This is a genomic window from Levilactobacillus angrenensis, from assembly GCF_003946085.1.
GTDB lineage: Bacteria > Bacillota > Bacilli > Lactobacillales > Lactobacillaceae > Levilactobacillus > Levilactobacillus angrenensis.
Map to the genome: position 1 here is coordinate 117,519 of NZ_RHOB01000009.1, position 24,336 is coordinate 141,854.

The following is a 24,336-nucleotide window of genomic DNA, read 5'->3' on the forward strand; positions in this document are numbered from 1 at the left end:
TCACTTCTACGTGCGATAACGGGTCAGCTGTTCTTTTTGACGCCTGCAACCGAAAAAAAGGCATGAAAAAAGCACCCGTGATGAGTGCTAGTTCTATCCTGCTAGTGCATAAAGATGAAATCATCGTGTGGGATCAGCGAGCATCGGCAGTTAGGATGGATAGGTATCCCTGGAGCTTCTTTAAGGCGATATGGCCCCTTGTCAGCAATATCCACACATTTAGGGCAGGCCCCTGGCTCGTTGACCACATCAACTTCATTAATATCGACAATCTCATAAATCTTACGATTCACTTCGTTGATGGCTCGGGCCGATTCAGTCCGTAACAATCGTTGAGCCTTGTAGTCCATTGAATCGACACTACCTGTGATGGTCGAAGGCGTTGCTTGCTCACTATATGGGAAAAGCTTATGAGTAAAGTCATCAATGCCTAATCCCGACGTAAGGTGCTGAGACACGATATTTTGAACTTTTCGCGTCATTTCTTCGTTGTCCTGCCATAGTCGCGGCGACCACTGCTTAGAAGCGTCCTTAAAGCTATCTTTGACATAGGTATCGTAGACTTCACGACGCATTTTGTGAGCTCGATTGATGTAGTCTTGTCGCCGCTCAGCCAGCTTTAAAGCCTCGGCCTTACGATCAACTTCCTCAGTCACATCTTGGGCCAAACGCTTGGCCACTAAAGCATGCTGTTTAGCGGTGGCCACGGCCATGCGGACTGCAATGATGCTCATCAGTAGATACTCGCGGTTAATGCCGGCGGTGACCATCGCATACTTAATGTGGTCACTTGCTTGGGGCGGAATCGTCACGGTACGCAAGTCGTCTAAGGCCTGCTTCCACTGTGTCATGTCCCATCGAGAGATACGCTGGTTGACCTGAGAGATAGTCAAGCCATTTTCGTCGGCGTAGCGAACGTAGAAAGCCATCAAGTTATCCCTGATGCCTTTTAACGCCTCACTGTAGTAACTATCCGTTTGACGATTGCTGACGTCGTCCCGCTGGAGTAGCAGGTCTATCCGTTCCCGCTCCTGCACCTGGCTTATCGTCGGACTCATCATCTAGGCCACCTGCTTTCTTCTGACTGTCGGTCAGGGCATCTAACCCTATAGATTGAACCGTTTTCTGATCAGCTTTTCTCTGATCAGCCATTCGGGACTGTTCTTGCTCCTTAGGCACCCCGGTCACATCGGCTGCCTTATCTTGGATAGTTTCGTCGCTGATGGCACCAGTATCCTTGAGACTCTTGAGGTTGGTGATGATTTCAGCGTCATTCTTCGGCAGATTGAGCGTAAAGGTCGGCTTGAAGCTGTCCATCACGTCGGCCCCCGGAAGTAGCTTGATATGATTCCAGTAATTGCCCAGCAGGCTCAGCCGCCGCATGAGTCCCTTAGTGTACAAAGCTTCTTGTGTGGCAATCTCTTGATCACTACCCCACAGCTTGTAGGACATTGCCGCCCCAGTTGCTTGGCCGGAGAAGTTCTCGTCTGACATGTCGGGCGTGTTGGTGTCCTTGTGCATGTCCTTCATGAGTTGGTCAACGTAGGTTTGCCAGTCGGAGGCGTTGAGTTCCTTGGTGAGGTATTTGGCGTCGGTCGGCACAATGGTCGGGGAACTGCCGGGGTTGTCAATGATACGTGGCTTCAAGAACATCATGTTTTTGGTAGGATCAATCTTACGGACCCGGACCAGTGGATTACCGTTATCGTCGTAGAGCTGCTTGCCCTCGGCATCGGTGACGGTCTCTTTGTACTCATCTTCGATATCGCCGCTGATGACTAGAATCGAATTGTTAAAGTCCTCCTCCGAATTAGCCATCTCAGACAGTGACTTGTCATAGGCATCGATTGTATCGAGTTTTGACTCCCACGCCCCCATCCGGTTGTCAGCCAGACTGTACTCGGTCATTGGCACTTTACCGAAATAATGATCCTCAGTGGGCCCATCAACCGAAAGGTTCCCATTGGGGTTCATATCTGAGCGGTAGTGGTAGATCTTGCTGTCGGTGTAGACGTCCACGTAGAAGACTGGCTTGTGGTCGAAGCGGACCAAGTAGTAACGTACGGCAAAGAGACTGTGCATACCGATGGTCGTGTCATATACGATAAAGGCGTTGGCTGGGTCAACTGGCCGGACTGCTACTGAGTTGCTGTCCTTACGCACGTACATCAACTCGTAGGCGCGCCCGGTAGTGACTAGGTTGGTTCCCATGACCATCTCGTGGTACTGCTCGCTGTTATCGGCATTGAAATCCTTCAGTAAGTCCGTGATGACAGCTTCTTGAGCATCGTCGACATCGGAGTTGTCGTACCCAAACTTGATGGGATTGCCAAATTGGTAACCAACACGGATGTTGGTGATATAGCGCGGTAACCCACTAGCAATGCGGTTGTCCGCCCGGTTGGGGGCCTTGTGTGACGCCCAGTAATGGATGTCATTATCGCCATTGTAGTAGCGCTCCAGTGTGATGATTCGAGGGACCTGCAGGCGGTAGTGGTCAGTAATGTACTTTTGCACCAGTTCGGCCACTTTCGCCGGGTCGTCCTTGATGGCCTCCCAATTGTCCGCCGGCATCCGGTAGACCTGATTGGCGTCGAAATCGAAACGGTCACCCGTCAGCATGGCCTGCTTGCCGTGAGTTGGGTAAGGGCTTGGCAAACTCATAGCCCAAGCCCGCGGGTCGTTGTTGTTGCTCACTAGTAATCACCTCCTAAACCGTATTGTTTGAGCATTGATACCTGACTGGCCATCCGTGGCCGGTCGTCAATGTGGACCTTATTTTGAATGGATTCTGCCACCCCAGTTAGCGCATCGGGGGCATCGTCGTGTTCGTTTTTTCCTTCACGTTGGTAGCGCGTCAAGAAGTCGAATAGGTCAGGCCATCTATCCCGCCAATTTACGGGGAAGTAGATGTGACCCATAACCCAAGTCGAATTTGATAAGATGCGAGCGATTTTGTTCTGGCTATTGTGAAACCACTGCACCTTCGTAACGTTGCTGTGGTAGTTACCGTGCAGCCGTCGCTCAACCTGTCGGGCAAAACCGCGCCCACCGTTGTTAGATTCGATGGTGGCAACGTTGACCTTATTCTCGAATAGCGATTGGGCCACAGCTGGTTCTGTCATCTCCATTGGGTCTTGCGAGAAGACTACGTCCAAGATATAGGCCTCGTCGTTGTATACCCCATAGACGTAATGAGCCAACCAGTCAGAGCCTTCGTCGGCAGTATCGGTGTATGAAAAAATCCCCCGAAAGAGCGGATTGCCCTGCTCATCTCGTGGGATTTCGTCGTAAGTTTTGAAGTGCTTGTACAATCGTCCTTCTTGGTCAATTGGTTTTTGCTGGTAGTTGGCCGCCGCAATCTCGGGCGATTGGGTCTTAAACGTTCGCTCGTACTGCGCACGGGAAAGAATATCCTCACAAAGCATGGTTCCGTCGTCCTGGAGAGCTTTCATACTGATGTGCTTGACCTTATACCCTAATCCGGGTAATTCGGCCAGAGCGCGTCCGGCGAGGTCTTGAGATGACCACCGTGTCATGATAATAATGATTTTCCCGCCGGATTCTAGTCGTGACAGCATGGTGTTTACGAACCATGACCACTGCGCGTCTAGGGCTACTTCGTTGAAAGCTTCTTGGGCGTTCTTGATAAGGTCATCGATGATCATGACGTCAGCCCCGAACCCTGTCGCGGTACCAGTTGGTGACGTGGCCAAATAATTATTGTATCCGCCTTGCAGTGACCACAAGTTCATGGCTCCGTCACCTTGCTTGATGCCGACGCCTGGGAAAACATCCGAAAACACCGGGATATCCGGGTCCGCCTTAACCTCTTGAATAGCGTTCCGTACCCCCTTCGAGAAAGTCGTTGAAAGCGTCTCATTATAAGAACCGGTCATGACCTTTATCGATGGGTCTTTACCCAACAACCACTGAACGAAAAGCCCTGCTGTGCGCGATTTTCCGTGTCGGGGTGGCTCATTGATGACTAGGATATCATCGTCGGATTTAACGAAGTCTTGCAGGGAATCACACATCTCTACTAAATAGCCCCGGCTCCGCTTGTAAAAGTCTGGGGCCATTAACCGAGCATAGGAAAAGAAATGGCGCCGAGCCAGTTCAACCCGCGCGCCTTGTCTGATAAGCTGCATGTCAGCCATCGTCATCATCAGCTAGCTTGGCTAACTGCTTCTCAGATAAATTCTTGTAGGGGTCACTGACCTGTACGCCTACGCCACCAGATAACTCGGTCTCCTTACGGTCACGCCACTCGTCTGGTTTGCGATTCTTTAGCCAAAAGATAGCAGCCGTCGTATCTGGTGGGACCTCACGTCGAACGGTCTTAGTAAGTGTCCCCTCGTCATCAGTGGTCTCCGTTACGTCCTCAGTGATAAAACCTTTAGCTCGTTTGAGCAGTGCCGATTCAACTTCACGGTCAACCACTTCTTTACCCTTTTTTAGGGCGTCAGAAATGTCAGGATGGCTCTTCTTCCATTCATAAAGTGTGGGCCGACGAATTCCAATATTATGCGCAATTTGTTCATCGGTCAGGCCATCTCGGGCCCAGCCCTCCAGCTTGGTCAGTCCCTCATGGGTCAACCAATCTTGATACTTGCCTTTACCCATGGGGGCGCCTCCTAATCCATAAATACACAGGCCATCGTAAACTGACCCATTGGAAATCCCTTGCCGTACACAACGTTCGGACCGTACTTAATATATCCCGAATGGCTCTCGTACAAGTTGTCAGTGTTGTCATCCTTGATAGCCAAGTGAATTGGCTTCTCTTGCCGGACTAAGCTCTTTAGCAGCTCATCCGAAGGCTTGCCCAGTGGGACCATAATCTGAACCAGCTTGTCTACGTAGTTTGATCCAGAGTCAACGACTCTAACTGCCACGTCACTACTAAGACTGTTTAGTTCTTCATCATTGATCAAGACATGGAAATACTTTGGGTCAAAAAGGCTAATTAATGTACCGTCGCTAACCCGGATTGAGTGCTTGTTTTCTTTATCAGTCACGATCAACAACCTCCTGTGCCTGCTTGTGGTTTTCCCACGTCATGGCGCCTTTGTAGTAGACTTTGCCATCGATATCAGCAAAATGAGCTTCTTCTTTGCTATAGCTCTCAGTGAAGATATAGTCCTTGTTAACAATCATGCCATCACCGGAACCAGCTTCGGGCTTAAGCGGGATATAACTAATCAGCTCCCCGTTAGGTTGACTGACGGTAATGTAATTTGGCAGATCGTCCCATAGTTTGGCCTTCTCTTTGTCGCTTAATTGCTTTTTCATTTTTGACATCCTTTCTTCCCGCAATCTCTTCCACAGAAAAAGCACCACTCTTTTGCGAGTGACGCTTTGCATACTGCTCTCTGACCCACGGGTCCAAATCGCGTTCAATTTTATGCCCTGTTTTAGACGCATATGAGCCATTTTTCCAATACATGGGTGTTTGTTTGCGTTTTACCATAAGTAGGCCAACCACCCTATCAGAATACCCACAGCAAGCGCCGTAAGTCCCACTATCAAATCTTCAACACTTCGTCGCCACATCGAGCATCCCTCCAAAACGGATAGACATAAGTCTAACCACCAAATTTATGTAACAAAAAAGACCCAGTCGTCCAAACTGAGTCTCTACGAAATCACCTAACCGATGCAGGCGAGACTTCTCACTGAGAGGAGTCTTCACCTCTTTTCAATTAGATTTTTGACCCAATGTTAAGCAAGATTTGTTTAGGGCCAATGTACTGGCAGGGATTCGCACCCTGCATAGCCTTAGTGTGCCATGGCTGGATTCTAACCAGTAACCTCACGCTTATCAGGCGTGCGCTCTTCGATTGAGCTTACATGTCCGACCTTGTCCCATGAAGGTAGGAATTTCAGTTCTTACCCTCATGAGTCAATGCGTCTACCTATTCCGCCACAGTACGTGATGGACGCTATATCCTTGGATGAACGGGAGATCCCATCTCCTTTGAGTTATTTGCCCAATACGTGCAACGGGAGTCGAACCCGTATCTTCTTTACTCTGCCGTTGAGCTATGCACGTTACTCAGGGAGGTGATCTTGTGGCCGGTTCATCATTCCACCACAATGCACGCAGCGGGGTTCGAACCCGCGTCGGGCAATGACTGCCTGCTCTGCCATTGAGCTATGCGTGTTTTTCTTAATTCTTTCGATGATACTAGAATAACCCTTAAATATGGCCAGTGCCTGCTGACTTACTGCACAAAAACTGCACTTAAACTGCACCAAAACTGCTTTTTTTAAAAACATGGAGGTCATCTAGCATGTAACAATCGGCAAACTCTAGCAGTGCCTGCGGCTTACGAACGTGGAAGTAACTCGATTCTGAGAATCCCAGTCCCATGAAGCACATCGTATCTGTGTCCCCCTGCAGGTACAAACTGCTAAGAATGCTGCGGCTGTCCTGTCCACAATGCTTAATGGCCACAACTGTCTGCTTTACGATTTGCTCCGCGTATAGCCGCCGTACGATACGAGCCTCCGCCGCGTTACCTGCTGGCTTGGCCTTTGGCATCCCATCGTAGCTGGGAGACTTCAGATCTGTCATAGACTGACCACTTACCCGGACCATCTTAGGCAGTGTCACCCTAAGGAAGTGTGTCACTTTTTGAGTCGTCGCTTCTTCGTCAACCTCGGGGAACAGCGTCCCCATATCCATACTGTCAAAATCCAACTCTGTCATCCCTCGCCAGCCCCTTCACCGTGCGTTTTGTGGTATAATTTATCCATTCGAATGTTTTGTGGAGGGCTGCTGGCGGGCGGCCCTTTTTTACGTCTACATAAGAATCATCATATCGACAACTCCAGCAATCATCATAAAAATCCAGAATGTGAAGGATCCCATCTTCTTCTGGTTCCAGCGACGATTGGCCATGTCATCAGCGAAGATTACTGTGATAAACGCTAGCAGCAGCTTCCAAAACAATGGCCACGTCATCGCTTCACCTCTGACAGCTGAACCATCGGAACTTCTGACATACCCTGGTGGCCCTTCAACCGCACAAGTGCTGTGAAATTTTTACGTCCGGGGCGCCGAATCACGCCAAAACAATGGCCTGTAAAATCTTCCGCGTTGTGGTGGACCGTGTGTATGACGGGTGCACCCCCATCGTCACGCATGACCACGCCGCTTCTGTACTTCTTGACCGTCTCTGTATCAAATGGTGGCCGGTGCCACACTACCGTTGTGCCTCGCTTAATCATCACTCATATCCTCCAAATCATCAGGTACTTTCCGCTCAATCCATGGCGTCCCAGCGAACTCAGCCACGGCTGCAGCCATTCTAGGTGATACTTGCTGCCAGTAAGGCGAACGAATGCTGTAAGACATGTTTTCCTTGCTGATGCTAATTGCCGGATGGTCCTTGGCGTCGAACATCACAATTTCAGTCGGCACGATTAGTGGTTTGAACCCTTCGCTCTCAGCGATTTTTTTGAACTCAGCGTACTTCATCGTTTGACCTCCTCAGGTTCATCAATCGGCTTAAAGTATTCGGCGTCCTCGGGGTCGACCCCCATAAGCCACGCACCCTCTTCGCTGCCGCACCCCCACAGCATGTCGGGGATACTAGGGGTCTGTGACCACTTGCTACCTTTTTCGACATCGGCGGGCGGCTCGTCGTCAATCGTGAAGCCATCACCGTCACAAGCGTCAGCTTGAAATGATTTGATGCACACGTAAAACTTTTCACCAGTCATTTGTCTTCCTCCCCAATCTGGTACCCGTCTAGCCACGCGCGGGCAGCCACTTCTGGATGATTTCTGATGAATTCCATTCCTGGCGAACCAGCCACCTCCAGCGAACTATAGAATAGGTCAGCAATTCCATCCTCACGTCTATCCTCAATTTCTTGTGCTGCCCATCGGGTAATCACCGGCAACTCGGCATACGTCTTCTTGAAGACCTCATCAGCAATCGGCCAGTGCTCGCCGTCGGTACCTGTGGCAATCCAATCACCAAAATCAAAAATCATGTACTTTTCTTCAAGCTGGTAACATTCATAGTCTTCATTCCACTTGATACCGTACTTGGCTTTCAACTGGTCGAAGTTATCCTGAGTAAGCTGTTCGGCCGTGATGGTCGCCGTCTTGCGATAAATCTTAATCACGGTCGTCACCTCCTGCCAAAATCTTGCCAAATTCGTTAAAGTCAACCTTGACCAGTAACCTTTTATCGCCAAGACTCAACATCGTCCACCCGGGGTTATTTTCCGCTGCATAGTCAATCTTCTTTAGATTTACCCATACGCGGTTGTCGTCTCTGTCTTTGACCATGATCCAACTAGGCTCACTACTGTAGCTGTACATCGGTCTTCGCCCCTTTCGCTTGATGTTCCCGTGCATGTTCCGCCATCCGCCGCTTTTTCTTGCGCATGGTCGACTTTTTCGTGTGTTTCCGCTGCTTACTCATGACTAGCCTCCTTACCCCGTGTCTGTACAATCGCCCATAGAATCTCTGCCGCTGGTCGTGTTCGCTTTAGTCCAACGGTGGTCCGGTCAATTTTCAACGTCAACCGGGACCAGTTTTTATCGGGACAAAGGATGCCATCGACCCGCTGCGGAATCAACCGCTCTTCAAGCAACTGTTGTGCTAACTCCCACTGGCACACTAAGAAATTATTGTCTCCATAGAAGGACAAACCGTGTCCTGATGTGAAGTCAGCCATACACGATTTGACCTCATAGAAGTCAAACTGCCCAAGCTCCACGGCAATCGCTCCGTCAGCGTACTTCTTAGGCTTGAATCCGACGAAATCTACGCGCCTGTTGTCCTCAGTGTCCATGTCGAAGTTCACCTCTGGGCTCCAGTACATCCCCTGGGTGGTGAGCCGCTTCTCGACTAGGTGACTGAGTCTTGCTGTGATGTCTGGTCGCTTACTCATCTTCTACCTCCTCAATGCCATCAAGCTCCGCATCGTACCGGTACTGCTTGTGTGGGTCAATCGATTCAGACTCAGGGAACCACTCAGAAAACGACTGGCTATCACTACACTGTAGCCTCCAGTCCTCTGCGGCTTGCACCATCAACTCACCGCCTGAACTTTGGAATAGGTCTTCGCCTATCTGTTTCATCCAATCTCCTCGATTCTCCAGCCATTAATGACTGGCTTTTTCTGCTGCCATAGAGCCGCCTTCACCTTCCACGTAGGCACGTGGTCCAAGTAGTGTGTCCGTGCGTAGGACAGGCGACACTCGTGGTATCCCTTGCTGCTCGTCAATCTAACTCGCATCAGTAGCCATCATCCCCATCAGAATCATTGCTACCGTCTTTGTAGTTCCCTTCCTGGAAGAGAAACGCGTTGTAGTGGTAGGTTAGGTACAGTGCTTGCGATTCTGTGAAGCCATTATCAATACATGCATCGAAATATTCCTTCTGACTGGCCGCGATTCCCTTAGCTGCCTGTGTAAAAGCTATGAGGCTTAGCTGAAGTTGATTGCTGTCGTAATTGCTCATTTCATACCTCCTGCTTCTGTCACCGTGACTTCAATTCTCGGATCGTCTGAATAATACTTACTAGCCGATAGATCAACAATACAGTTGTCATCCTCCCAGATAACGCCTGTGAGCGCGTCTTCAATAAGCTTGACGTAATTGGACGTGTCAGGCTTAACTATTGGCCGATGAATGTTCTGGGCCCGTCTAGCATGTTCAATTCGGCTAACGCTGGTTTGTATTGGTCGATAAATGGCTATACGGACCACTAATTGCTTCCGGCCAATTAGATCACCGTGATACTGTTTACTAGCTTCTAGTGACACGTACTGCTTATATGCCCGACTCTTCGAGGGATCATATGCATGCCCATTACGATTAAAACGCGGACGTGCTGCTGGTACTGGTTCGCCATATACAACTAACTCAATCACCAGCGACACCTGCCAATGGTAATTCTGTCTGCTGCATCATCATCTTTGTAGCCGTCGATGGCTGCCAGTCATCGATGAACCGCATTGCTTTGTCGAAGTCCTTGGCCTTAATCTGAATCCGTGCACGGACGCCGCAGACCTGATTCAAGCCGCCGTTGATGTCCTTATAGAGTGCTGACCGCTGTTCCTTAGTCAGCTGCAGGTGCCGGTCTTGGATGTACTCACGCACTGCTTTAGATACCCCGTGGCTGACAGCCGTGTAGTCTCCGGATTCCAGCCGGCGATTCTGCTCGAAGTCGTCCATGCGCTCCTCAACCCCAGTTAGTCGTTTGTTGGCGCGATTGGCGTTCTCCATCACCAGCAGAAGCTTTTCTTCCGGTGTCATTGGGAGAACGACCTGTTGAGCTTGTCGCTTGGCCTGCTTCTCCATCGCGATGAAATACTCACGCGCTTGCTTACCCTTAGGAGTCCGCTGAATCATAGACAACTCCTTTGCCATGTCCAAAGTCATGGCGTACTCAATGCGAGGCCGGCCACCACGGCTTTTCGCCGAAATTGGCGTAAAGTCCTGGCCCTCCGTAAAGCCGTATTCAATCATGCCCTTGAACCAGTTCGAAAAGTCCTTGCCGACCTCTAGAAAGTCGTGCAGGTCTCGTGCATCGACGGCCACTGTACCGTCGTCTTGCTTAAAAGTTTTGATTAACTCATTCATTTTTAGTCCTCCTGTTCCGTAAGTGCATCGTCCATCCGGTCCCGCTGCGCCTGTCTGACCACTTCGTCAATTTCTGCAGGGAAGGCGGTCCCAGCGTCATACATAAACGACTCGAACCGCCGTTTGGTGAAGATAGCCTCCGCATGCACGCCCCGGTCACTCTTGACTTCAAAGGTGTGCGGCGAGAAATAGATCTCCGTATCGCCCCGCACGCTGTGTATCAGCGTGTAGTCGTTGAAGTCGTTCGTCATAAACCGTGGATTGAGATGCTCCCAGCTGTACCGCACACCCTTGTAGATGATTGCCATCACGATGTCCCGGACTTGCTCGCGTCCCTTGACCGTGGCTTGTACGCCACTTGTCCGGACGTGGAGCTTACCTTTCTCGGCAATGATCGTTAGCTTACGGCTGTAGACACCCGCCGCTACTGCTTCCTGTACTTGCATGGCTGTGCCTCCTTGCATTTCAGGCTGTTTACTCATGCTTCTGCCCCTTCCTTCTCTGACCGCCGTGCCTTAAATCTTGCGATTCTCTCGGCCAACGCGGCCTTTTCTTCTTCCGTGAATTGCTTGGGGGCCGTTGGCTGGTCTGGCGTCTTCTCAGGCGTCTTCTGAGCCCACGTTGGCAGTGTCTCCTTGGCCCTTGTTGGCTTAGAGCTCCCGCGGCCGTTCTTCATGCGTTGATCGTGTTCTGCAGCCGCCTTTTTGGCCTGATCAAGCGTTGTAATCTTGCGTTTCTGCCACCCATCAATCACGGCTTGCATGTACTTAAGCGCCCCGCGCGATTGGACGTTATGCTCACCGGCGATGGTGATGGCGAAGTCAATCACGTCCGCTGGCAGTTGCTCAAGCCAGTCGTTAATCTCAGGCATGGCGATAGCGTTGGGGAATCCCCACAGGCTGGTCCACTTATCGATCACACTTGATCGGGTGATACCCGCGTCATCATCATCTAAGTCAGTACCAGTCAAGTCAAGGTCAGTACTAGTAAGTTCTTTATGTCCTACCGGTTGACCTCCACCTTGCCCAACTGGTTGGCCTACTTCGTCTAAACCAGTTGACCTACTTTTTTCATTTGTAGTTGGGTTACTGGTTGGGTAACCAGTTGACCTACCGTAAAGTTTGACCACCCGATACTCAGGTGGCTTGACGTTTTTCTTACCTTTGATGTACTTGATCAGTCCAAGTTGTACCAGTGAATTTCTTGCCTTATCGAGGCCGGGCTCGGATAATCCTGTCAGACTAAGCAGTGCCGAATTTTTCATGCGAAACTGAGCATCCAACTTCCCTTCATCGTTCGCGTAGTCTAGCAACTCGCGATACAGATTATTCTGGCCGTTAGAGACGCTCGCTTCATACATTTTAAAATTGCGGTACGCTCGTCGTTGTTTGAAGTAATCCATGCTGGCACCTCCTTTAATCAATCAGTTCATCAGCATCGATGATGTCGCCCAGAACCTTAGTTGACCGACAGTAGTCGCACGTCTCACAGCGCTCCGGTTCTTCCTGGCCATCGATGATGGACTTGAATCGGTGTTCCTGATCCTTGACCCGCCACATCGCATCATCTAGCTTGTCCTGCGGGATTGAGATGACCGCCTTGTCGGGCGGGTCTTGCTTGGTGACTGCAACAATGTAGGGCGTACATAGCACACCGTACTGTTGACGAACTAGCTCTTGGTAGACGGCCATTTGGAGCTGGTAGTCGTAGGCATAGACGAATGGGACGTAGCGCCGTGTGCGGGTATCCCAGACCTGCTTGTGTAGGTCCTGCGTGGTCTTTAAGTCGAGGAAGATGCCTCGCTCAAGGTTCAAGCAGTCCAGCTTGCCCATCCAGTCGATACCGTCAATCGTCCCAGTGACAATCGATTCCTTAGCGCCCTGGTAGAGTGCCCGGAAGGTGGCATCGCCGTCTAGCGTCTTAATCATGCTCTCGGCCACCTTATACGGTGCCTTAAGCTGGCCCTTAGTTTTGCCCCTAGTAGAAAGCATCACGTCTTTGTGAGCTTCTATGAAGCGTTTGTGGGACGCTGGGGACTCGAAATAGCTGTGAAGGTAGTTACCGACCAGCAAGGCCGTTGGGTCTCGCTGGGGCTTCCAGTCGCCGTTGAGTTCTGCTAGCGCCTCAGCCTCACACGCCACGAACTTTTTGAACCACGTTGGGCTCATGTAGTTCTTGTTGGCCGTTTGACTGTAATAATTAGTCGAACTTAGAGTGAACCCCGTTGTTGAAGAGGTCCGTTTGCTCGGTGCCGTCTGCATCACTGTCAGCCTCCTTTTTGTCAATGTCTTTGATCAAGCTGTTCGCCGTTTCGCTGTCGGTCAATGATTCGGCCGATGCGGATTGCTCCGATACTGACGCGCTGGCAACTGATACTGACGCGCTCTCGCTCTTCTGGGGAGCTTCTGACGTCTCCGAGGTGTCCTTGGCAGGCCCCGGTTCAATCAGGTCAGCAACGGTCTTCTTCGGTGTCACATCCTTGGCAGGCTGGTCGTCGTCATACTCGTTGGAAGTTGTGTTGTTTATGGCCCCCACTACCAAGTCCGAATCATCTGAGGTATTCAAGATGTTCTTAGCGGCCCGATTCAACACCGTCCGCTTAGCCATTTCATCGCTAAACTTGTTTTGAACGGCTCCCTTTGAACGGGTCTGCGACCAGCTGTTCTTGATTTGCTTGAAAGTCATGATGGTGTATTGGTGAGTACCATCAGCCATCTCAATGACGGCGTAGACGTACTTGATTTGTCCGTCCAGGCCCTCTAACGTTGGCTCCCAGTTAGTGACGACGATTCGGTCGTCCTTAGCTGATATATCGAATTTATCGCCTTCGTGGACCACGTTGGCCCAGCAATCATCAACATTTGACAGGCGTTTAAGTGCCGCTTGCGTTCCAAAGTATGATCGTTGCATTTGAACCTTCTGGCCATACTTGATGAAGTAGACCTGGGTCTTGGCTGGTGACAGTCCTTGAACGACCATATCCATCAAGGCGTTAGCAATCGAGGTTTTCATCTCGGGGACGTGCGCCGCGATTTGGATAAGGTCACCATCGTTACTGCTCTTTAACGCGAAGAATGCGGATTTAAGGGCATTTCCAACGGCGTAGTTAGCAGGCAATTTCAGCCCGTTTTCCTGGTTCATCATTTGATTGATTTGGTTCTGAACCCCCACGTCCAGTGAACGCTGGGTTTCAGCAACTTCGTTTGTGTTCATCTACTTCTACTCCTCACCTAAGTCTGGTGACCAGCCAATCAGCTTATCGCTGATGCTGTACAGTTCATCGATATCAACGTTTCCAAGCTTGTCGCTTTCGGCCAACTCTTGAATTTTGTGAAAAAGCGCCGACTTAATATCGTCTAACTCGGCGGTGTTGGTACATACCACCGGCTTCGGTGTGAACCTGCTGTTCGTCCGTACCATCACATCCATGAGATCACCTCCGCGTCCTTGAACTCTTCCAGGATTCCGGCGAGATTGTCGTAATCGTAGTTGATTGGGCGGCCGTAGTCCTCGGCCTGACTGTCAAGGTAGTCGTGCATCGAATCTTCGTTGGTCGGAATGTAGCTTCCATCAACGTCCCAGTAGGTCTCGCCGGACTCCATCGGATTGCCATCCGTGTCGTAAACACTGTTATCACTGACTGGTTCAGCATCGAGCTGATTCATGTACCGGTAAAAATCAAACGTCGCATGATCTGGTGCAATCATTGAATCCGCCGCCCTTCTGCTGTAAAATTGAAGTTGAAAATACTTGAGACAAGTAATTTTTCTGTGAGTTCTGACGGCCAGGTCAGGGCTCTTTTTTTGTGCCAAAGTTTCATTTTTTGTCCTCCTTATAGTCCAGTCCGAAGAAGTCATCCGCCCAGGCTTTCCAGCCGCCGTAGTGATGTACCGATTCGGATAGTTTGTAGCCACCGTAAATGCACAGGAACATGAAGCAGAACCACGACGCAAATTCGCCGAAGTAGTAGTAGAACACATCCATTCTTGTCACCTCCTTACCAAGGTAATTCTTCCCAGTGACGGTCTAAGAACTCCGCCATGGGGCCAGCTTTGAAAAGCCAACGTGTCCCGGGCCCCGCAGCCTCTTTGATTTCATGATGGTCAACCATTTGTTGAATCTCTCGGCTGTACCGCGGATTCTCCAGGATGCTGGCTTTGATCCAAGTCGTTGACTTCTTGCCAACCCACTCACGTAAATCTTGCATGGTCCACGTTCGACCGGTCAGTGCTTGACCACGAAGACTCTCGATTTCGTCACGTTGGACCAACTCGAAGTTATCCGGAATGGCGATTTCGATATTTGCTTTGATACTCTGTGGTGCTTGCATCATGTCGTCACCCTCCTATTCGCTTGTTGTATGAATCGAAGACGCTTTGAATGTCCTCACCCGCATACTTGGCTTTCATCGCAATGTCCGTCTCCTCAGCGCCGATTTCTTCAACATATTCCCGGAAGTAGTCCCGGATGAGAAGCGTTTGCTGTGGCGATCTAAGCTCTGGCTTAGTACCGATGGCCTCATCGAATGCATCTTCCAACTTTCGCCGCTCATTCTCTTCTTTTCGCTGTTGAAACAGGGCCGCCATTACATCGTCATGTTTAGTCTTATTTTTCATAAAAGACGGAATATGGTAATCCTCCCGTGCCCCAGAAAAATTAAGCCAAATATTTTGCAGTGTGTCCGCCAACGATATTCTCGTTGGCTTGTCCGTGTTACGAGTGCCGTTCTTCAAACGACTTAGCTGACCGACAGACACATGAACCTTACCAGCTACTTGCTTGTGTGTTAGCGAACCCTGAATCCCATCTAGGGCAAGCGTTAGTTGTTCTGAAAATTTGCTTTGCATCTTTTTCCTCCCATCGTGATTGGAAATTGAATTCAATCACTTTTCCTAAGCTCACAGTTATCATTGATACTGGAGTTCAAATGACTGGTCATTTGCTTTGGAACATTCAATCATGTACAAGCGATCAAGATAGCCCTCGCCATTTGCTTCAACCATCGCCGCAATGATATCTGCGGTATGATTACTACTTTCTGCAACGAAGTTGATCTTTTCTTGCCGTGTCATCTTGGTACCCCCTGTTCCTTGACAATTAAAAAACTGCCTTAATTGACTCAAATATCTTTTGTGCTTCTTCAATTTTAGATATGGGTAAATCATTGATTCTTTTGAGTCGTAGTTTCGTTCGAATGATGCTGTTGAAGGCTTGCGACAATGAATCATATCTAACCGGAGTTTCTTCGGAGATTTGTTTAGCAAAATCTGTAATCTCCTTTTTAAACGTTGCTAACTCGGTTGGAACGTTACCCGGATGATTGTCCGCAATAGCTTTTCTTACCTGTTCTTTGACCATTTGTTGCAACTGTTCTTGTGTTACTTCCATTATTTGGCCACCTCCTTTGGCAATAAATCTTCTACTTGGATTTCCAGTGCCTTAGCCAACTTAATTGCTGTCTTAAGTCCGGGAGTCTTATTTGTATTTTCGATTCCACTAATGGTTGTTTGTGGTACACCACTTAAATCTGAAAGTTTTGCTTGCGTTAATCCTTTTTGACTACGAATCATAAATAGTTCTTGTCCTGATGTCATTTCATCACCTCATCTCTTTCTACTCTTTAGAGTATATACTCAATTGATATAATTGTCTACTCATTTGAGTAACTATGTTCAAAAAAATAATGTTATGTTTAAGACGTACTCAATTGGGTTAGGATGTGATACTAATGGATAAAACACATAGCACCTTCTTTAAAGAACGCTTGTACTCTTATATGAAAGAACAAAACATAACATTAAATCGTGTAGCAACCTTGTCTGGCATGGCAACTACTACACTTAGCAATATTGTCAATCGAGGATCCGCTCCTCGCATTGACACGGTGTATAGAGTTTGCACGGGGCTTGGCGTCAGCGTCCATGACTTCTTCGACTTTCCGCCTTACAACGAGGTGGAAAAATGAACTTAATACCTATATTCCTTTCTTCAATGAACTAATTACTAAATCGTTCATCGAAAGGAGGTGACTAAAATGATCTTTAAGAACCAGCTAATCTCAGTATCTTCTGCCGTTGCTAAGTCAATAGGCAATGGTAACCAAAATCATTTGATTTTATTTACCAGTTCAACCGCCATTATTGGTGATTTACTATCTGATGGTGATCACGTTGAATCTAGCCCCGTTTACTCAGCTTTATTCGAAGGGCTTACCTCTTCTAGCAAGCTTTTCGACGAAACTATCGATAAATTTGGCAAAAGTAATAGCTACGACAGTACTAGTAAACGTCAGATTATTTCCCGAATGAGAGGGCAGAAGGACTCTATCGTCTATCTTCAAAACGTAACTATCCAATCGCTGTCTTCACTGCAGCCCTTAAATGTCGACTTCTTAGCAGTAGACTTGGATAAAATCACTAGTTTCACTATTGGTTCTTCTTCGATGCAGAATTCTCAATAGCTATTTGAACATGACGCTCTTGGTTACTAGCGATAATCTTGAGCGTTTTGTTTAGGTTACGAAGTTCTTTGAGCACCTCAGCTTGGAACTCTTCTTTTTTCATCAGCTCACCTCCTCAGGCTGTTTGTTCACTCTCCGTGATGAATTACTGTAAAAAAATAGTTCATCTGCGGACTTCCCATAGAAATCAACCATCTTTTTCATCGTTTCAAAGGACGGTGTTTTAACACCAGCTTCAATCTTAGACAGCATTGAATAGCTGATTCCAATTGATTTAGCGGCTTCCGGTTGAGTTAATTTCAATTCTTCCCGGGCCTTCTTGAGTGGGTTCATGTTTATCCCTCCTTCACTCTACGTGAATATAGTACCATCACTAAGAGTGAACGTCAACACTTATAGTGAAAATTATTTATTTACTCTTTTTTATCACTTAGAGTGATAGTATGCTGTAAATAAATACAAGGAGTGAAGAGTATGACTAAAGGACAGCGTATCGCTGAACTACGTAAGCGAAAGCACGAAAGTCAAAGCGAATTAGCCCGAGCAGTCAATGTCAGTGCCAGTACGATTGGCATGTGGGAAACCGACCAGCGCGCTATCAAGGATGATGACCTTTCTGCTTTAGCCGATCATTTCGGCATCACAGTCGACTATCTTCTGGGCCGTAAGGTAGATCTAGGTAGTGTCCCTGTTGCTGCACATATCGACGGAGATTTAGCAGATCTAACCGACGAAGAGCGTCAGGAAATCAACGACTACATCGAATTTAAAAAGGCACAGTATAAAAAGCGCCACGAAAAGGACTGAGGCTTATTGAATAGACTTGAAACTCTGATGGCGCAGTATCCAAACATCATTTTCAATTTCGAAAAATTGCCAATGCGCCTAAGCGGTCTCGCTCTTGGGAACGAAGTCGCACTTAATGAAAGCAAGACAGCCGATCAACTATGCCAGTGGATACTAGAGGAAATTGGCCATGTTGAAACTTCGGTTGGCGACATTACCGATTATGGATCGTTAGAGAATATGAAACAGGAACGACGGGCTCGTGTTTGGGGATTTACTCACTTGCTGACACGGGCTGACATGGACCGTTTACGTCGCGAATATGCGTGTGAGGACTCAGATTACCCCGCCGCTGATGACATCGGTCTTGAATTACCATACCTGCATGAAGTTGGTTTGGCGTATGGATTGCAGTACAAACATGTTTTAGACTGAAATATGAGGTGAACACGATGAAATGCCCTATAGACGGGACTGAATTTAAAGACGAATTTGTCCAGCTTAAAGATGGAAAGATATGTACACAGTGTGCGGCACAGGTTGGTATGATTTATGGCTCATCACTGACCGAAGCAGAGTCTGAAAAGCATTCCCTAGCCGAAGTGAAGACGCTGATGTCGACAAACTCGAAGGTGACCACTCAAGATGAAATTGACTTCCAAAAAAACGAGGTCAAGCATCGACGGATACCAACTCACAACCAAAAATCGCAGCAACCCCGGTCTAGTAAATCAGCTATTTTGGGTACCGTCAGCCTAGTCGTAATAATCCTAGTCGGTGGAATTATAGTAAAGACATCTAGTGGTCATGATACTAAGCAAGCCGTTTCGTCCTCTACATCCTCATTGACGCCGAGTGAAAAGCTGGCATCAATCAAGGATAACGAACAATTAGCTTCCTATGATCCGGTAGGCAAAGCATTCGATTTATCTACCCTTTCCGGTCGTTCGAATTCTTGGCTATCAAACCAGGGTGGTAAAGGCATCATCGTCAGCAATGCCAAAGTGATTGGCCTAGGAGCCGACAAACAGAAGAAATATCATATTTTGGCCAAAATCCCTAACTCATCAGTTATGACTCTAACCGTTGTCGGCGGTAAAAAGTCTGGCAAAGTCGTCAAAGGCGGTAAGATCACGGTATATGGCCACTTTGTCGGTAAGACAACTATCGACAGTGCTCAGGTAAAGGCTGGAATCAGTGAAGATTACGCTGGTACATCGGCCTTGAACTTGGCGGCTGATGAAGTTGTGTCTTACCAGTAAAGCCCCTAATCGGGCTTTTCTTTAACAGGCTTAAAGAACATACGTTTGGCAAAGTCAAGTGTTGACCTTGCCATTGAAAGGAGAATTAACCATGGCAAGTATTACCAAGCGAGGCAAGAGCTGGCAGGCCAGGATCAGCTATAAAGATGCCGATGGCAAGTTCAAAACGAAAACCCACGGAGGATTTAGGACGAAGAGCGTGGCTACCGCATGGGCCAATCAGTTTGAGGTAGACAAAAATAACGGTGATCTAGTTGTCGATACTCCTCCACTCTTTCCCGACTACTTCTGGTCCTGGTTCGAGACCTATAAAGAATCGTCCGTACGTGAGCGTACTCGCCTAACCTACGTCACCGCTCACCATATCCTTGAAGAATATCTTCCAGCCGAGAGAATCGACCTGATGGACCGGCGTAAGTACCAACTTTTCCTGAAAGAATTTGGTAAAGACCACTCTAAGGCCACTGTTTCTAAAATGAACTCGCTTTACCACGCCTGTATCAAGGATGCTTTATATGACGGTCTCATCAAACGTGATTTTATCGAAACGGCCTCTCTGGTTTACGATAAGGAACGGACCCGAAAGATTCAGTATCTGAGTGTGGCCGACCTGCATACCCTTATCGATTACTTGCTAGAAACGCGTAATCGGAACTTTACGTCAAAGTACATGATTCTGACTGCATTGCTGACCGGAATGCGTCCAGGGGAAGTTCAGGGCTTACGGTGGGACGATATCAACGAACCCTTCCACACTATCACCGTCACTCAGTCCTGGAACGAAACCAACCGCGATTTTCAGGATTTGAAGAATGAATCCTCCCACCGAGTAATTCGAATCGATGGGTGGTTAATTGGACTACTTAAAGAAATTAGTCATAAAAATAAAAAAGGAAGTGTCTTCGTAGATCAGTACGGAGACATTCCCACATCCTCAGCTGTGAACAAAGCTTTACGTGCGGCGATGAAGGCATGCGATGTCGTTCGCCAAGGTTTCCACTTCCACTCGTGCCGCCATACCCACGTTGCCTATCTCTTATCCGAGGGAATTGACCTGTACGCCATTTCAAAACGCTTGGGTCACTCCAGTATCACAATCACAGCCAACACGTATGCCTATCTAATCGACGAATATAAGGTAAAAACTGACACCAAGATTGCATCTTCAATTGAGTCGCTTGAACCCAAAACTGAAGACCACTTTGCACAAATTTTGCCCAAAGGCTCTACTAACACCGAGAATACGGCAACCTAAAATCCTGCACTCACTAAACTAGGCCTTAGCAAATAAGCCTTTGCGCAAAATACGCGCAAAATGTTTTTAGCTTTTTGTGCTTTCTAGTCAGTTTTAAATAAAAAGAACCCCGCCAAATGCTTATTTGACGGGGTTCTTATTTTTATGAAAATCGTTTAAAAACGCTTGATAAGGAGAGTACAGGATTTGAACCTGCGCGCCGGTATTAGCCGGTTCGACGGATTTCGAGTCCGTTGCATTACCACTCTGCCAACTCTCCAAGTCACTACTTAATATATTTTACCAATAATGACTATAAATGCAAGTATGTTTTAAAATTTTCGTTGCGTCAACACTATCGGATCAAACGGATCGATCCAAATCGGTGCCGTATCCACTAGCCCAATTGGCGAAATATTAGTACTGTCCAACTTGGCCGCCAGCAGTTGCTTATCGGCGTTTTGGGCCGTCGCAATCTCCCAGTCCGTCCATTCCGACTGCCAGGTGGCCCGACTCACGATAATCAACAGCTGATTAGCCGCCTTGATTTCCTTGCGGAGGTGTCGGCGAATTCGGTTAGCACCGGCACAGTTGAAACACACCGGCGGCTCCTGCTCATGAAAGCTGACCGATGGGAACTCCCAGTACTTATCCGCCCATTCCTGGAGCTGGACTTGAAACGAATGGGCTAACGGATCGGCTGACTGATAGCTGATAAATAGATCACTCATCATCCAAACTCCCTTCCTCTTTGACTTGGCTTAATTGTAACTGGCTTAAAAGTCAAAACGATTACAAGCAGGTGTTTTTCTAATGAATACTATATAACAAATCTAATTTACTTTCTAGTCATAACGGTTGTCTAGCTAAATCATCAGCACCCGAGGTAATGAAAATCCGGGTCGCGCCCCTCCCGGTAACAGGCAAACGCGCGGGTCAACTCATTGTGAAACGTCACCAAAATGGCTGGCGTGGCCCAAGTCGAAGCTGCCCAAAAGACCGTGTCATCCGGCTCCCGGTTGTCATTGGGGTAACGATGATAACCCCAATTTTCATCCCAGATAGTCCCTTGCGTGTTCAACCAGTCTTCGGCCAGCCCCGCCTGGACGACCGCCATGACGTCCCCATTATCGCGTATCAGCGCCGCAAGCTTCTCCCAGTCTAATTGCCAGTCATGCAGCTTAGGTGTCTGCTGGCGCGTTCCTAAGGGTGTGTGACGTAGTTGAATCGGGGTCAGGTCAATAAAATCCATCGTCATCATCTTCCTTTCCTCTATTCTACCTGGAACTGACAAAAATTGCAGGACCCACTTATCAGTTTTGCTGGCAAGTCATTTTTAGCGTGAGCATATTAGTTGCGGTCAAACAGCAATCGTTGCATAATATAATTATAAACTAATCAAAACGATTAGTTGATATACACATTTTCTCCCCTTTTGCACCACTCTCGCAGATTCCGCACGAATCTTGATTCATCCCCCAATAGTCTTCCTCAACGGGCTGTTTTCTTTATAGCCAGGGCCGCCTCCCACGGTCCTGGCCTTTTTGTTGTCCAGATTTTCTTTTAGTGGTGGCGGTTTCAGGTCTATACTAATTTTAAACACTTTTTTCGAGGAGGATTTTTTGTGTCTCAGCCTAAACGTTCCTGGTTTCTCTTTAGCATGATGCTCATTGCTGCCAATCTGCGGCTCCCCATTACCTTGATGCCACCTTTGCTGCCCAACCTTGAGCAGACGTTGCATTTGCCCAGCTCGCTAGCTGGCCTACTCACCTCGATTCCTCTGGTGACCTTCGCCATCTTCTCGCCAATTATTGTGAAATTAGCGCAGCGCTGGGGCAATGCGCGAACCGTGCTTTTGCTATTTTTCCTATTGATTCTCGGCAGTTACGGTCGGATCATTCCCAACGTCGTCGCACTATTTCTCGGGACATTTTTGGTCGGCATCGGCGTGGATAGTGGTAACGTCTTGGTTCCCGCTCTGATCAAGGAGCGGGTTCCCGACCAAATTCAGCTGGGGACCAGCCTTTACACCCTCTCTATGCTGCTGGTCGGCGCTTTAGGCACCGCGGCCGCCGGCTACCTCATTTCGACGTTGAGCTTTGGCGCCACCCAAGCGATTCTGGGCAGTATCAGCATTATTGCTGTGCTCTGTTGGGTACCCAATCTGCGTGGTGACCATGCGGCGACGCTCACTCCCAAACAACGCGCACAAGTGCCGCGCTACCACAGCGTTTGGCGGCAACCGTCCGGGTGGTTGATCACCCTGTTCTTTGGCCTGCAGTCGCTGGTTTACTACGTCCTATTGACCTGGTTGCCCACGATTCTGACCACTCACGGACTATCGACCATCGAGGCCAGCAACTTGCTCACGCTCTTCCAGCTCAGCGGCTTACCGTTGGCCTTTCTCGTGCCTTACCTCTTTAACAAACGTCACGGTGTCCCCCTGTTGTTGGGTATTATGACATTAGGTTACGTGGTGGCGCCGCTCACCTTTTTACTGCCGACCCATTCATTGCCATTTCTCACGGTCATGGCCCTCATCAGCGGCTTGGGCTCCGGGGTCGCTTTCAATCTGGCCATCATGTTCTTCACTGAAAAGACCCACAACCCTTATCAGACGGCGGCGATTTCCGGGATGGCGCAATCGGCCGGCTATTTACTGGCGGCAATCGGCCCCATTCTATTTGGGACGCTAGCGACCAGCCTTCACGCCTGGAACCCAGTCTTAGGACTGCTGGTTCTCTTCGCGATTGCTTTGACCGTGACGGGCATCATCGTTGACCGCCACGCCATTATCGTGGATTAACTCGTGAGCATAACGATTGACTATATGTATATAATTATGGATAATATAACCGTAAACTAAAACATTTTGTTAGCCAACGCGAAGGAGGTCATCCCATGTACCAGCATCTTTTAGTGCCGCTCGATGGATCGAGCAACGCCAACGAAGCTCTCAAGGAGGCCATTTCATTGGCCAAGGGTTGGGACGCCAAGCTATTACTGCTGCACGTGACCGATATCAACCAGTTCGGCGGCTACGGCCGGGGCCTGGCTTACACGGAGGTCATCGCTTCTATGCGTGAAAACGCCACTGAGCTGATGGACCAGGCCAAGAAACAAGCCACCGCAGCCGGCGTGACTGTCACCACGGCCAGCCTCGAGGGCGCCCCCAAGCAGCAGATCACTGATGTCGCCAACGATGATGAAAACGGTATTGATTTAATCGTGATTGGTAAGTCCGGAACCAATGCCTTTTCCCGCCTCGTGGTCGGTTCCACGACCACCTACGTTGTCCAGCACGCTCAGCCCAATGTGTTAGTCGTTAACGATATTGCAGAAGATTAAGTTTCTTAACTAACCGTTTGTCAAATCAGTTCTAGCGACTAGTCTCTAACACAGTGTTGCTGACAGTCGTCAATCTGCTGGAGACAACCAGAGGTGGGACGCCTTTGAAGACTGGTGGTTTTGCCAGACTTCAAAGCGAATCGGCAGACCGCTCCTCAGGCTGGCGATATCCCCATAGCAGGCGGAGTCTTTCGCTGACGCAGGCCCTGGTCTCACTAATTTTAACAGACATAACACTATCATTCCGCGAATTGCCGCGTCAATGATACCCTCAACTTTCAGTAATGGAATCTAAAAAAGGGGTTCTATGATATTTGGTGTTGATAGAGAAATCTGTCGACATCATTTTTTGTATAATAAAAGGGCACATTGCCCCACCACAACAACATAGTCGACGAAAACCAATTGAAAGTGAGAATGACAACGTGTCCCAAGACCAGTCTACAAGAGATTTACTACAAATTAAAGACCAAAACATTATTAATTTCAAAGTTCAAGATACTTCACGTGATGCCTTACGGATTTATGCGGACTTAACTTATTCCGTCAGTGTTTGCCCACGTTGTGGCAAACACGAAATCGTTAAGAATGGAGCCAAGACAGTTAGAGTTAGAATACCCAATATCAGCGAGCG

At 48.5% G+C, this 24,336-nt stretch carries 40 protein-coding genes and 3 tRNA genes; 9 read left to right on the forward strand and 34 right to left on the reverse strand.

Annotated elements, in window-relative coordinates; all coding sequences use genetic code 11:
• Positions 1 to 101 precede the first annotated feature (101 nt).
• From EKM83_RS07175 to EKM83_RS07305, 29 genes are all read right to left on the reverse strand, one after another.
• Positions 102 to 1,058, reverse strand: coding sequence for a structural protein (locus tag EKM83_RS07175; RefSeq protein WP_125575953.1), 957 nt, complete (start codon positions 1,056 to 1,058; stop codon positions 102 to 104).
• Positions 970 to 2,697: a phage portal protein gene (locus EKM83_RS07180; RefSeq protein WP_125575954.1), complete on the reverse strand. Its 1,728-nt coding sequence runs from the start codon at positions 2,695 to 2,697 to the stop codon at positions 970 to 972. Before EKM83_RS07180 ends, EKM83_RS07175 begins: the two co-directional genes overlap by 89 nt.
• On the reverse strand, positions 2,697 to 4,151 hold the full coding sequence (gene terL, locus EKM83_RS07185; protein WP_404819591.1) for a phage terminase large subunit: 1,455 nt from the start codon (positions 4,149 to 4,151) through the stop codon (positions 2,697 to 2,699). Before terL ends, EKM83_RS07180 begins: the two co-directional genes overlap by 1 nt.
• Position 4,152: 1 nt before the next feature.
• Entirely contained in the window at positions 4,153 to 4,626 is a 474-nt protein-coding gene (locus EKM83_RS07190) for a helix-turn-helix domain-containing protein (protein WP_125575956.1), read from the reverse strand.
• Between the two features lie 11 nt (positions 4,627 to 4,637).
• Complete coding sequence (locus EKM83_RS07195) at positions 4,638 to 5,021, reverse strand: hypothetical protein (RefSeq protein ID WP_125575957.1); 384 nt, start codon at positions 5,019 to 5,021, stop codon at positions 4,638 to 4,640.
• Entirely contained in the window at positions 5,014 to 5,295 is a 282-nt protein-coding gene (locus EKM83_RS07200; protein ID WP_125575958.1) for a hypothetical protein, read from the reverse strand. Before EKM83_RS07200 ends, EKM83_RS07195 begins: the two co-directional genes overlap by 8 nt.
• A gap of 490 nt (positions 5,296 to 5,785) precedes the next feature.
• Positions 5,786 to 5,859, reverse strand: a tRNA-Ile gene (locus tag EKM83_RS07205).
• A gap of 138 nt (positions 5,860 to 5,997) precedes the next feature.
• Positions 5,998 to 6,055 (reverse strand) — tRNA-OTHER (locus EKM83_RS13320).
• A 192-nt stretch (positions 6,056 to 6,247) separates the two neighbouring features.
• Positions 6,248 to 6,715, reverse strand: a complete 468-nt coding sequence (locus EKM83_RS07215; RefSeq protein ID WP_125575959.1) for an ArpU family phage packaging/lysis transcriptional regulator — start codon at positions 6,713 to 6,715, stop codon at positions 6,248 to 6,250.
• Positions 6,716 to 7,228: 513 nt separating this feature from the next.
• On the reverse strand, positions 7,229 to 7,486 hold the full coding sequence (locus EKM83_RS07220) for a hypothetical protein (RefSeq protein WP_125575960.1): 258 nt from the start codon (positions 7,484 to 7,486) through the stop codon (positions 7,229 to 7,231).
• Positions 7,483 to 7,731 (reverse strand): hypothetical protein, encoded by a 249-nt coding sequence (locus tag EKM83_RS07225; protein ID WP_125575961.1) that lies wholly within the window; start codon positions 7,729 to 7,731, stop codon positions 7,483 to 7,485. The genes EKM83_RS07220 and EKM83_RS07225 overlap by 4 nt, the downstream gene beginning before the upstream one ends.
• Positions 7,728 to 8,141 (reverse strand): hypothetical protein, encoded by a 414-nt coding sequence (locus EKM83_RS13405; protein ID WP_191987406.1) that lies wholly within the window; start codon positions 8,139 to 8,141, stop codon positions 7,728 to 7,730. Before EKM83_RS13405 ends, EKM83_RS07225 begins: the two co-directional genes overlap by 4 nt.
• On the reverse strand, positions 8,134 to 8,340 hold the full coding sequence (locus tag EKM83_RS07235; RefSeq protein WP_125575962.1) for a hypothetical protein: 207 nt from the start codon (positions 8,338 to 8,340) through the stop codon (positions 8,134 to 8,136). The genes EKM83_RS13405 and EKM83_RS07235 overlap by 8 nt, the downstream gene beginning before the upstream one ends.
• 95 nt (positions 8,341 to 8,435) lie before the next feature.
• Positions 8,436 to 8,915 carry a hypothetical protein gene (locus tag EKM83_RS07240; protein WP_125575963.1) on the reverse strand — a complete coding sequence of 160 codons (480 nt, stop codon included), beginning with the start codon at positions 8,913 to 8,915 and terminating at the stop codon, positions 8,436 to 8,438.
• Positions 8,916 to 9,262: 347 nt separating this feature from the next.
• Positions 9,263 to 9,487, reverse strand: a complete 225-nt coding sequence (locus tag EKM83_RS07245) for a hypothetical protein (protein ID WP_125575964.1) — start codon at positions 9,485 to 9,487, stop codon at positions 9,263 to 9,265.
• Complete coding sequence (locus tag EKM83_RS07250) at positions 9,484 to 9,909, reverse strand: RusA family crossover junction endodeoxyribonuclease (protein ID WP_318531775.1); 426 nt, start codon at positions 9,907 to 9,909, stop codon at positions 9,484 to 9,486. The genes EKM83_RS07245 and EKM83_RS07250 overlap by 4 nt, the downstream gene beginning before the upstream one ends.
• The gene (locus EKM83_RS07255) at positions 9,893 to 10,612 is read right to left on the reverse strand and encodes an antA/AntB antirepressor family protein (protein ID WP_125575966.1); all 720 of its coding nucleotides are present in this window, start codon (positions 10,610 to 10,612) and stop codon (positions 9,893 to 9,895) included. Before EKM83_RS07255 ends, EKM83_RS07250 begins: the two co-directional genes overlap by 17 nt.
• 2 nt (positions 10,613 to 10,614) lie before the next feature.
• On the reverse strand, positions 10,615 to 11,058 hold the full coding sequence (locus EKM83_RS07260) for a hypothetical protein (protein ID WP_125575967.1): 444 nt from the start codon (positions 11,056 to 11,058) through the stop codon (positions 10,615 to 10,617).
• A 32-nt stretch (positions 11,059 to 11,090) separates the two neighbouring features.
• Positions 11,091 to 12,014, reverse strand: a complete 924-nt coding sequence (locus EKM83_RS07265) for a DnaD domain protein (RefSeq protein WP_125575968.1) — start codon at positions 12,012 to 12,014, stop codon at positions 11,091 to 11,093.
• A 13-nt stretch (positions 12,015 to 12,027) separates the two neighbouring features.
• Positions 12,028 to 12,873: a PD-(D/E)XK nuclease-like domain-containing protein gene (locus EKM83_RS07270; RefSeq protein ID WP_125575969.1), complete on the reverse strand. Its 846-nt coding sequence runs from the start codon at positions 12,871 to 12,873 to the stop codon at positions 12,028 to 12,030.
• Positions 12,812 to 13,825, reverse strand: a complete 1,014-nt coding sequence (locus EKM83_RS07275; protein WP_125575970.1) for a RecT family recombinase — start codon at positions 13,823 to 13,825, stop codon at positions 12,812 to 12,814. Before EKM83_RS07275 ends, EKM83_RS07270 begins: the two co-directional genes overlap by 62 nt.
• A 6-nt stretch (positions 13,826 to 13,831) precedes the next feature.
• Positions 13,832 to 14,041 carry a hypothetical protein gene (locus EKM83_RS07280; protein ID WP_125575971.1) on the reverse strand — a complete coding sequence of 70 codons (210 nt, stop codon included), beginning with the start codon at positions 14,039 to 14,041 and terminating at the stop codon, positions 13,832 to 13,834.
• Complete coding sequence (locus tag EKM83_RS07285) at positions 14,032 to 14,319, reverse strand: hypothetical protein (protein WP_125575972.1); 288 nt, start codon at positions 14,317 to 14,319, stop codon at positions 14,032 to 14,034. The genes EKM83_RS07280 and EKM83_RS07285 overlap by 10 nt, the downstream gene beginning before the upstream one ends.
• A gap of 109 nt (positions 14,320 to 14,428) precedes the next feature.
• A complete protein-coding gene (locus tag EKM83_RS13325) occupies positions 14,429 to 14,596 on the reverse strand; it encodes a hypothetical protein (protein ID WP_164505617.1) in 168 nt (55 codons plus the stop codon).
• A gap of 13 nt (positions 14,597 to 14,609) precedes the next feature.
• The gene (locus EKM83_RS07290) at positions 14,610 to 14,945 is read right to left on the reverse strand and encodes a DUF771 domain-containing protein (protein ID WP_125575973.1); all 336 of its coding nucleotides are present in this window, start codon (positions 14,943 to 14,945) and stop codon (positions 14,610 to 14,612) included.
• A gap of 4 nt (positions 14,946 to 14,949) precedes the next feature.
• Positions 14,950 to 15,459 (reverse strand): helix-turn-helix domain-containing protein, encoded by a 510-nt coding sequence (locus EKM83_RS07295; protein WP_125575974.1) that lies wholly within the window; start codon positions 15,457 to 15,459, stop codon positions 14,950 to 14,952.
• Positions 15,460 to 15,519: 60 nt separating this feature from the next.
• A complete protein-coding gene (locus tag EKM83_RS13330) occupies positions 15,520 to 15,684 on the reverse strand; it encodes a hypothetical protein (RefSeq protein ID WP_164505618.1) in 165 nt (54 codons plus the stop codon).
• A 25-nt stretch (positions 15,685 to 15,709) separates the two neighbouring features.
• Positions 15,710 to 16,000, reverse strand: a complete 291-nt coding sequence (locus EKM83_RS07300; RefSeq protein ID WP_125575975.1) for a hypothetical protein — start codon at positions 15,998 to 16,000, stop codon at positions 15,710 to 15,712.
• Complete coding sequence (locus EKM83_RS07305; protein ID WP_225418642.1) at positions 16,000 to 16,206, reverse strand: helix-turn-helix transcriptional regulator; 207 nt, start codon at positions 16,204 to 16,206, stop codon at positions 16,000 to 16,002. The genes EKM83_RS07300 and EKM83_RS07305 overlap by 1 nt, the downstream gene beginning before the upstream one ends.
• A 134-nt stretch (positions 16,207 to 16,340) precedes the next feature.
• Between EKM83_RS07305 and EKM83_RS07310 the strand changes: the two genes are divergently transcribed.
• Both EKM83_RS07310 and EKM83_RS07315 read left to right on the forward strand, forming a co-directional pair.
• Complete coding sequence (locus EKM83_RS07310; RefSeq protein ID WP_125575976.1) at positions 16,341 to 16,577, forward strand: helix-turn-helix domain-containing protein; 237 nt, start codon at positions 16,341 to 16,343, stop codon at positions 16,575 to 16,577.
• Positions 16,578 to 16,646: 69 nt separating this feature from the next.
• The gene (locus EKM83_RS07315; protein ID WP_125575977.1) at positions 16,647 to 17,072 is read left to right on the forward strand and encodes a hypothetical protein; all 426 of its coding nucleotides are present in this window, start codon (positions 16,647 to 16,649) and stop codon (positions 17,070 to 17,072) included.
• Here EKM83_RS07315 and EKM83_RS13335 read toward each other — a convergent pair.
• Entirely contained in the window at positions 17,038 to 17,175 is a 138-nt protein-coding gene (locus EKM83_RS13335; RefSeq protein ID WP_164505619.1) for a hypothetical protein, read from the reverse strand. The two genes, EKM83_RS07315 and EKM83_RS13335, sit on opposite strands and share 35 nt — an antisense overlap.
• Positions 17,175 to 17,405, reverse strand: coding sequence for a helix-turn-helix transcriptional regulator (locus tag EKM83_RS07320; RefSeq protein WP_125575978.1), 231 nt, complete (start codon positions 17,403 to 17,405; stop codon positions 17,175 to 17,177). Before EKM83_RS07320 ends, EKM83_RS13335 begins: the two co-directional genes overlap by 1 nt.
• Positions 17,406 to 17,546: 141 nt before the next feature.
• Here EKM83_RS07320 and EKM83_RS07325 point away from each other — a divergent pair, with 141 nt between their 5' ends.
• From EKM83_RS07325 to EKM83_RS07340, 4 genes are all read left to right on the forward strand, one after another.
• Complete coding sequence (locus EKM83_RS07325; protein WP_125575979.1) at positions 17,547 to 17,879, forward strand: helix-turn-helix domain-containing protein; 333 nt, start codon at positions 17,547 to 17,549, stop codon at positions 17,877 to 17,879.
• A gap of 6 nt (positions 17,880 to 17,885) precedes the next feature.
• Positions 17,886 to 18,293 carry a hypothetical protein gene (locus tag EKM83_RS07330; protein WP_125575980.1) on the forward strand — a complete coding sequence of 136 codons (408 nt, stop codon included), beginning with the start codon at positions 17,886 to 17,888 and terminating at the stop codon, positions 18,291 to 18,293.
• A gap of 17 nt (positions 18,294 to 18,310) precedes the next feature.
• Positions 18,311 to 19,120, forward strand: a complete 810-nt coding sequence (locus EKM83_RS07335) for a hypothetical protein (RefSeq protein WP_125575981.1) — start codon at positions 18,311 to 18,313, stop codon at positions 19,118 to 19,120.
• A gap of 91 nt (positions 19,121 to 19,211) precedes the next feature.
• On the forward strand, positions 19,212 to 20,375 hold the full coding sequence (locus tag EKM83_RS07340; protein ID WP_125575982.1) for a site-specific integrase: 1,164 nt from the start codon (positions 19,212 to 19,214) through the stop codon (positions 20,373 to 20,375).
• 171 nt (positions 20,376 to 20,546) lie between these two features.
• Here the strand turns inward: EKM83_RS07340 and EKM83_RS07345 are convergent.
• The 3 genes from EKM83_RS07345 to EKM83_RS07355 all read right to left on the reverse strand — a co-directional run bounded on the left by EKM83_RS07345 (position 20,547) and on the right by EKM83_RS07355 (position 21,606).
• A tRNA-Ser gene (locus EKM83_RS07345) sits at positions 20,547 to 20,634 on the reverse strand.
• A 52-nt stretch (positions 20,635 to 20,686) separates the two neighbouring features.
• A complete protein-coding gene (locus tag EKM83_RS07350; RefSeq protein ID WP_125575983.1) occupies positions 20,687 to 21,085 on the reverse strand; it encodes a TIR domain-containing protein in 399 nt (132 codons plus the stop codon).
• Between the two features lie 143 nt (positions 21,086 to 21,228).
• Entirely contained in the window at positions 21,229 to 21,606 is a 378-nt protein-coding gene (locus EKM83_RS07355) for a hypothetical protein (RefSeq protein WP_125575990.1), read from the reverse strand.
• Positions 21,607 to 21,978: 372 nt separating this feature from the next.
• On the opposite strand from EKM83_RS07355, the gene EKM83_RS07360 reads away from it, so the two are divergent.
• From EKM83_RS07360 to EKM83_RS13455, 3 genes are all read left to right on the forward strand, one after another.
• Positions 21,979 to 23,160 (forward strand): CynX/NimT family MFS transporter, encoded by a 1,182-nt coding sequence (locus EKM83_RS07360; protein ID WP_225418643.1) that lies wholly within the window; start codon positions 21,979 to 21,981, stop codon positions 23,158 to 23,160.
• A 95-nt stretch (positions 23,161 to 23,255) separates the two neighbouring features.
• Complete coding sequence (locus tag EKM83_RS07365; RefSeq protein WP_125575984.1) at positions 23,256 to 23,702, forward strand: universal stress protein; 447 nt, start codon at positions 23,256 to 23,258, stop codon at positions 23,700 to 23,702.
• A 425-nt stretch (positions 23,703 to 24,127) separates the two neighbouring features.
• Positions 24,128 to 24,336: transposase family protein (locus EKM83_RS13455; protein WP_225418644.1), on the forward strand; the 209-nt coding region annotated here is incomplete at its 3' end.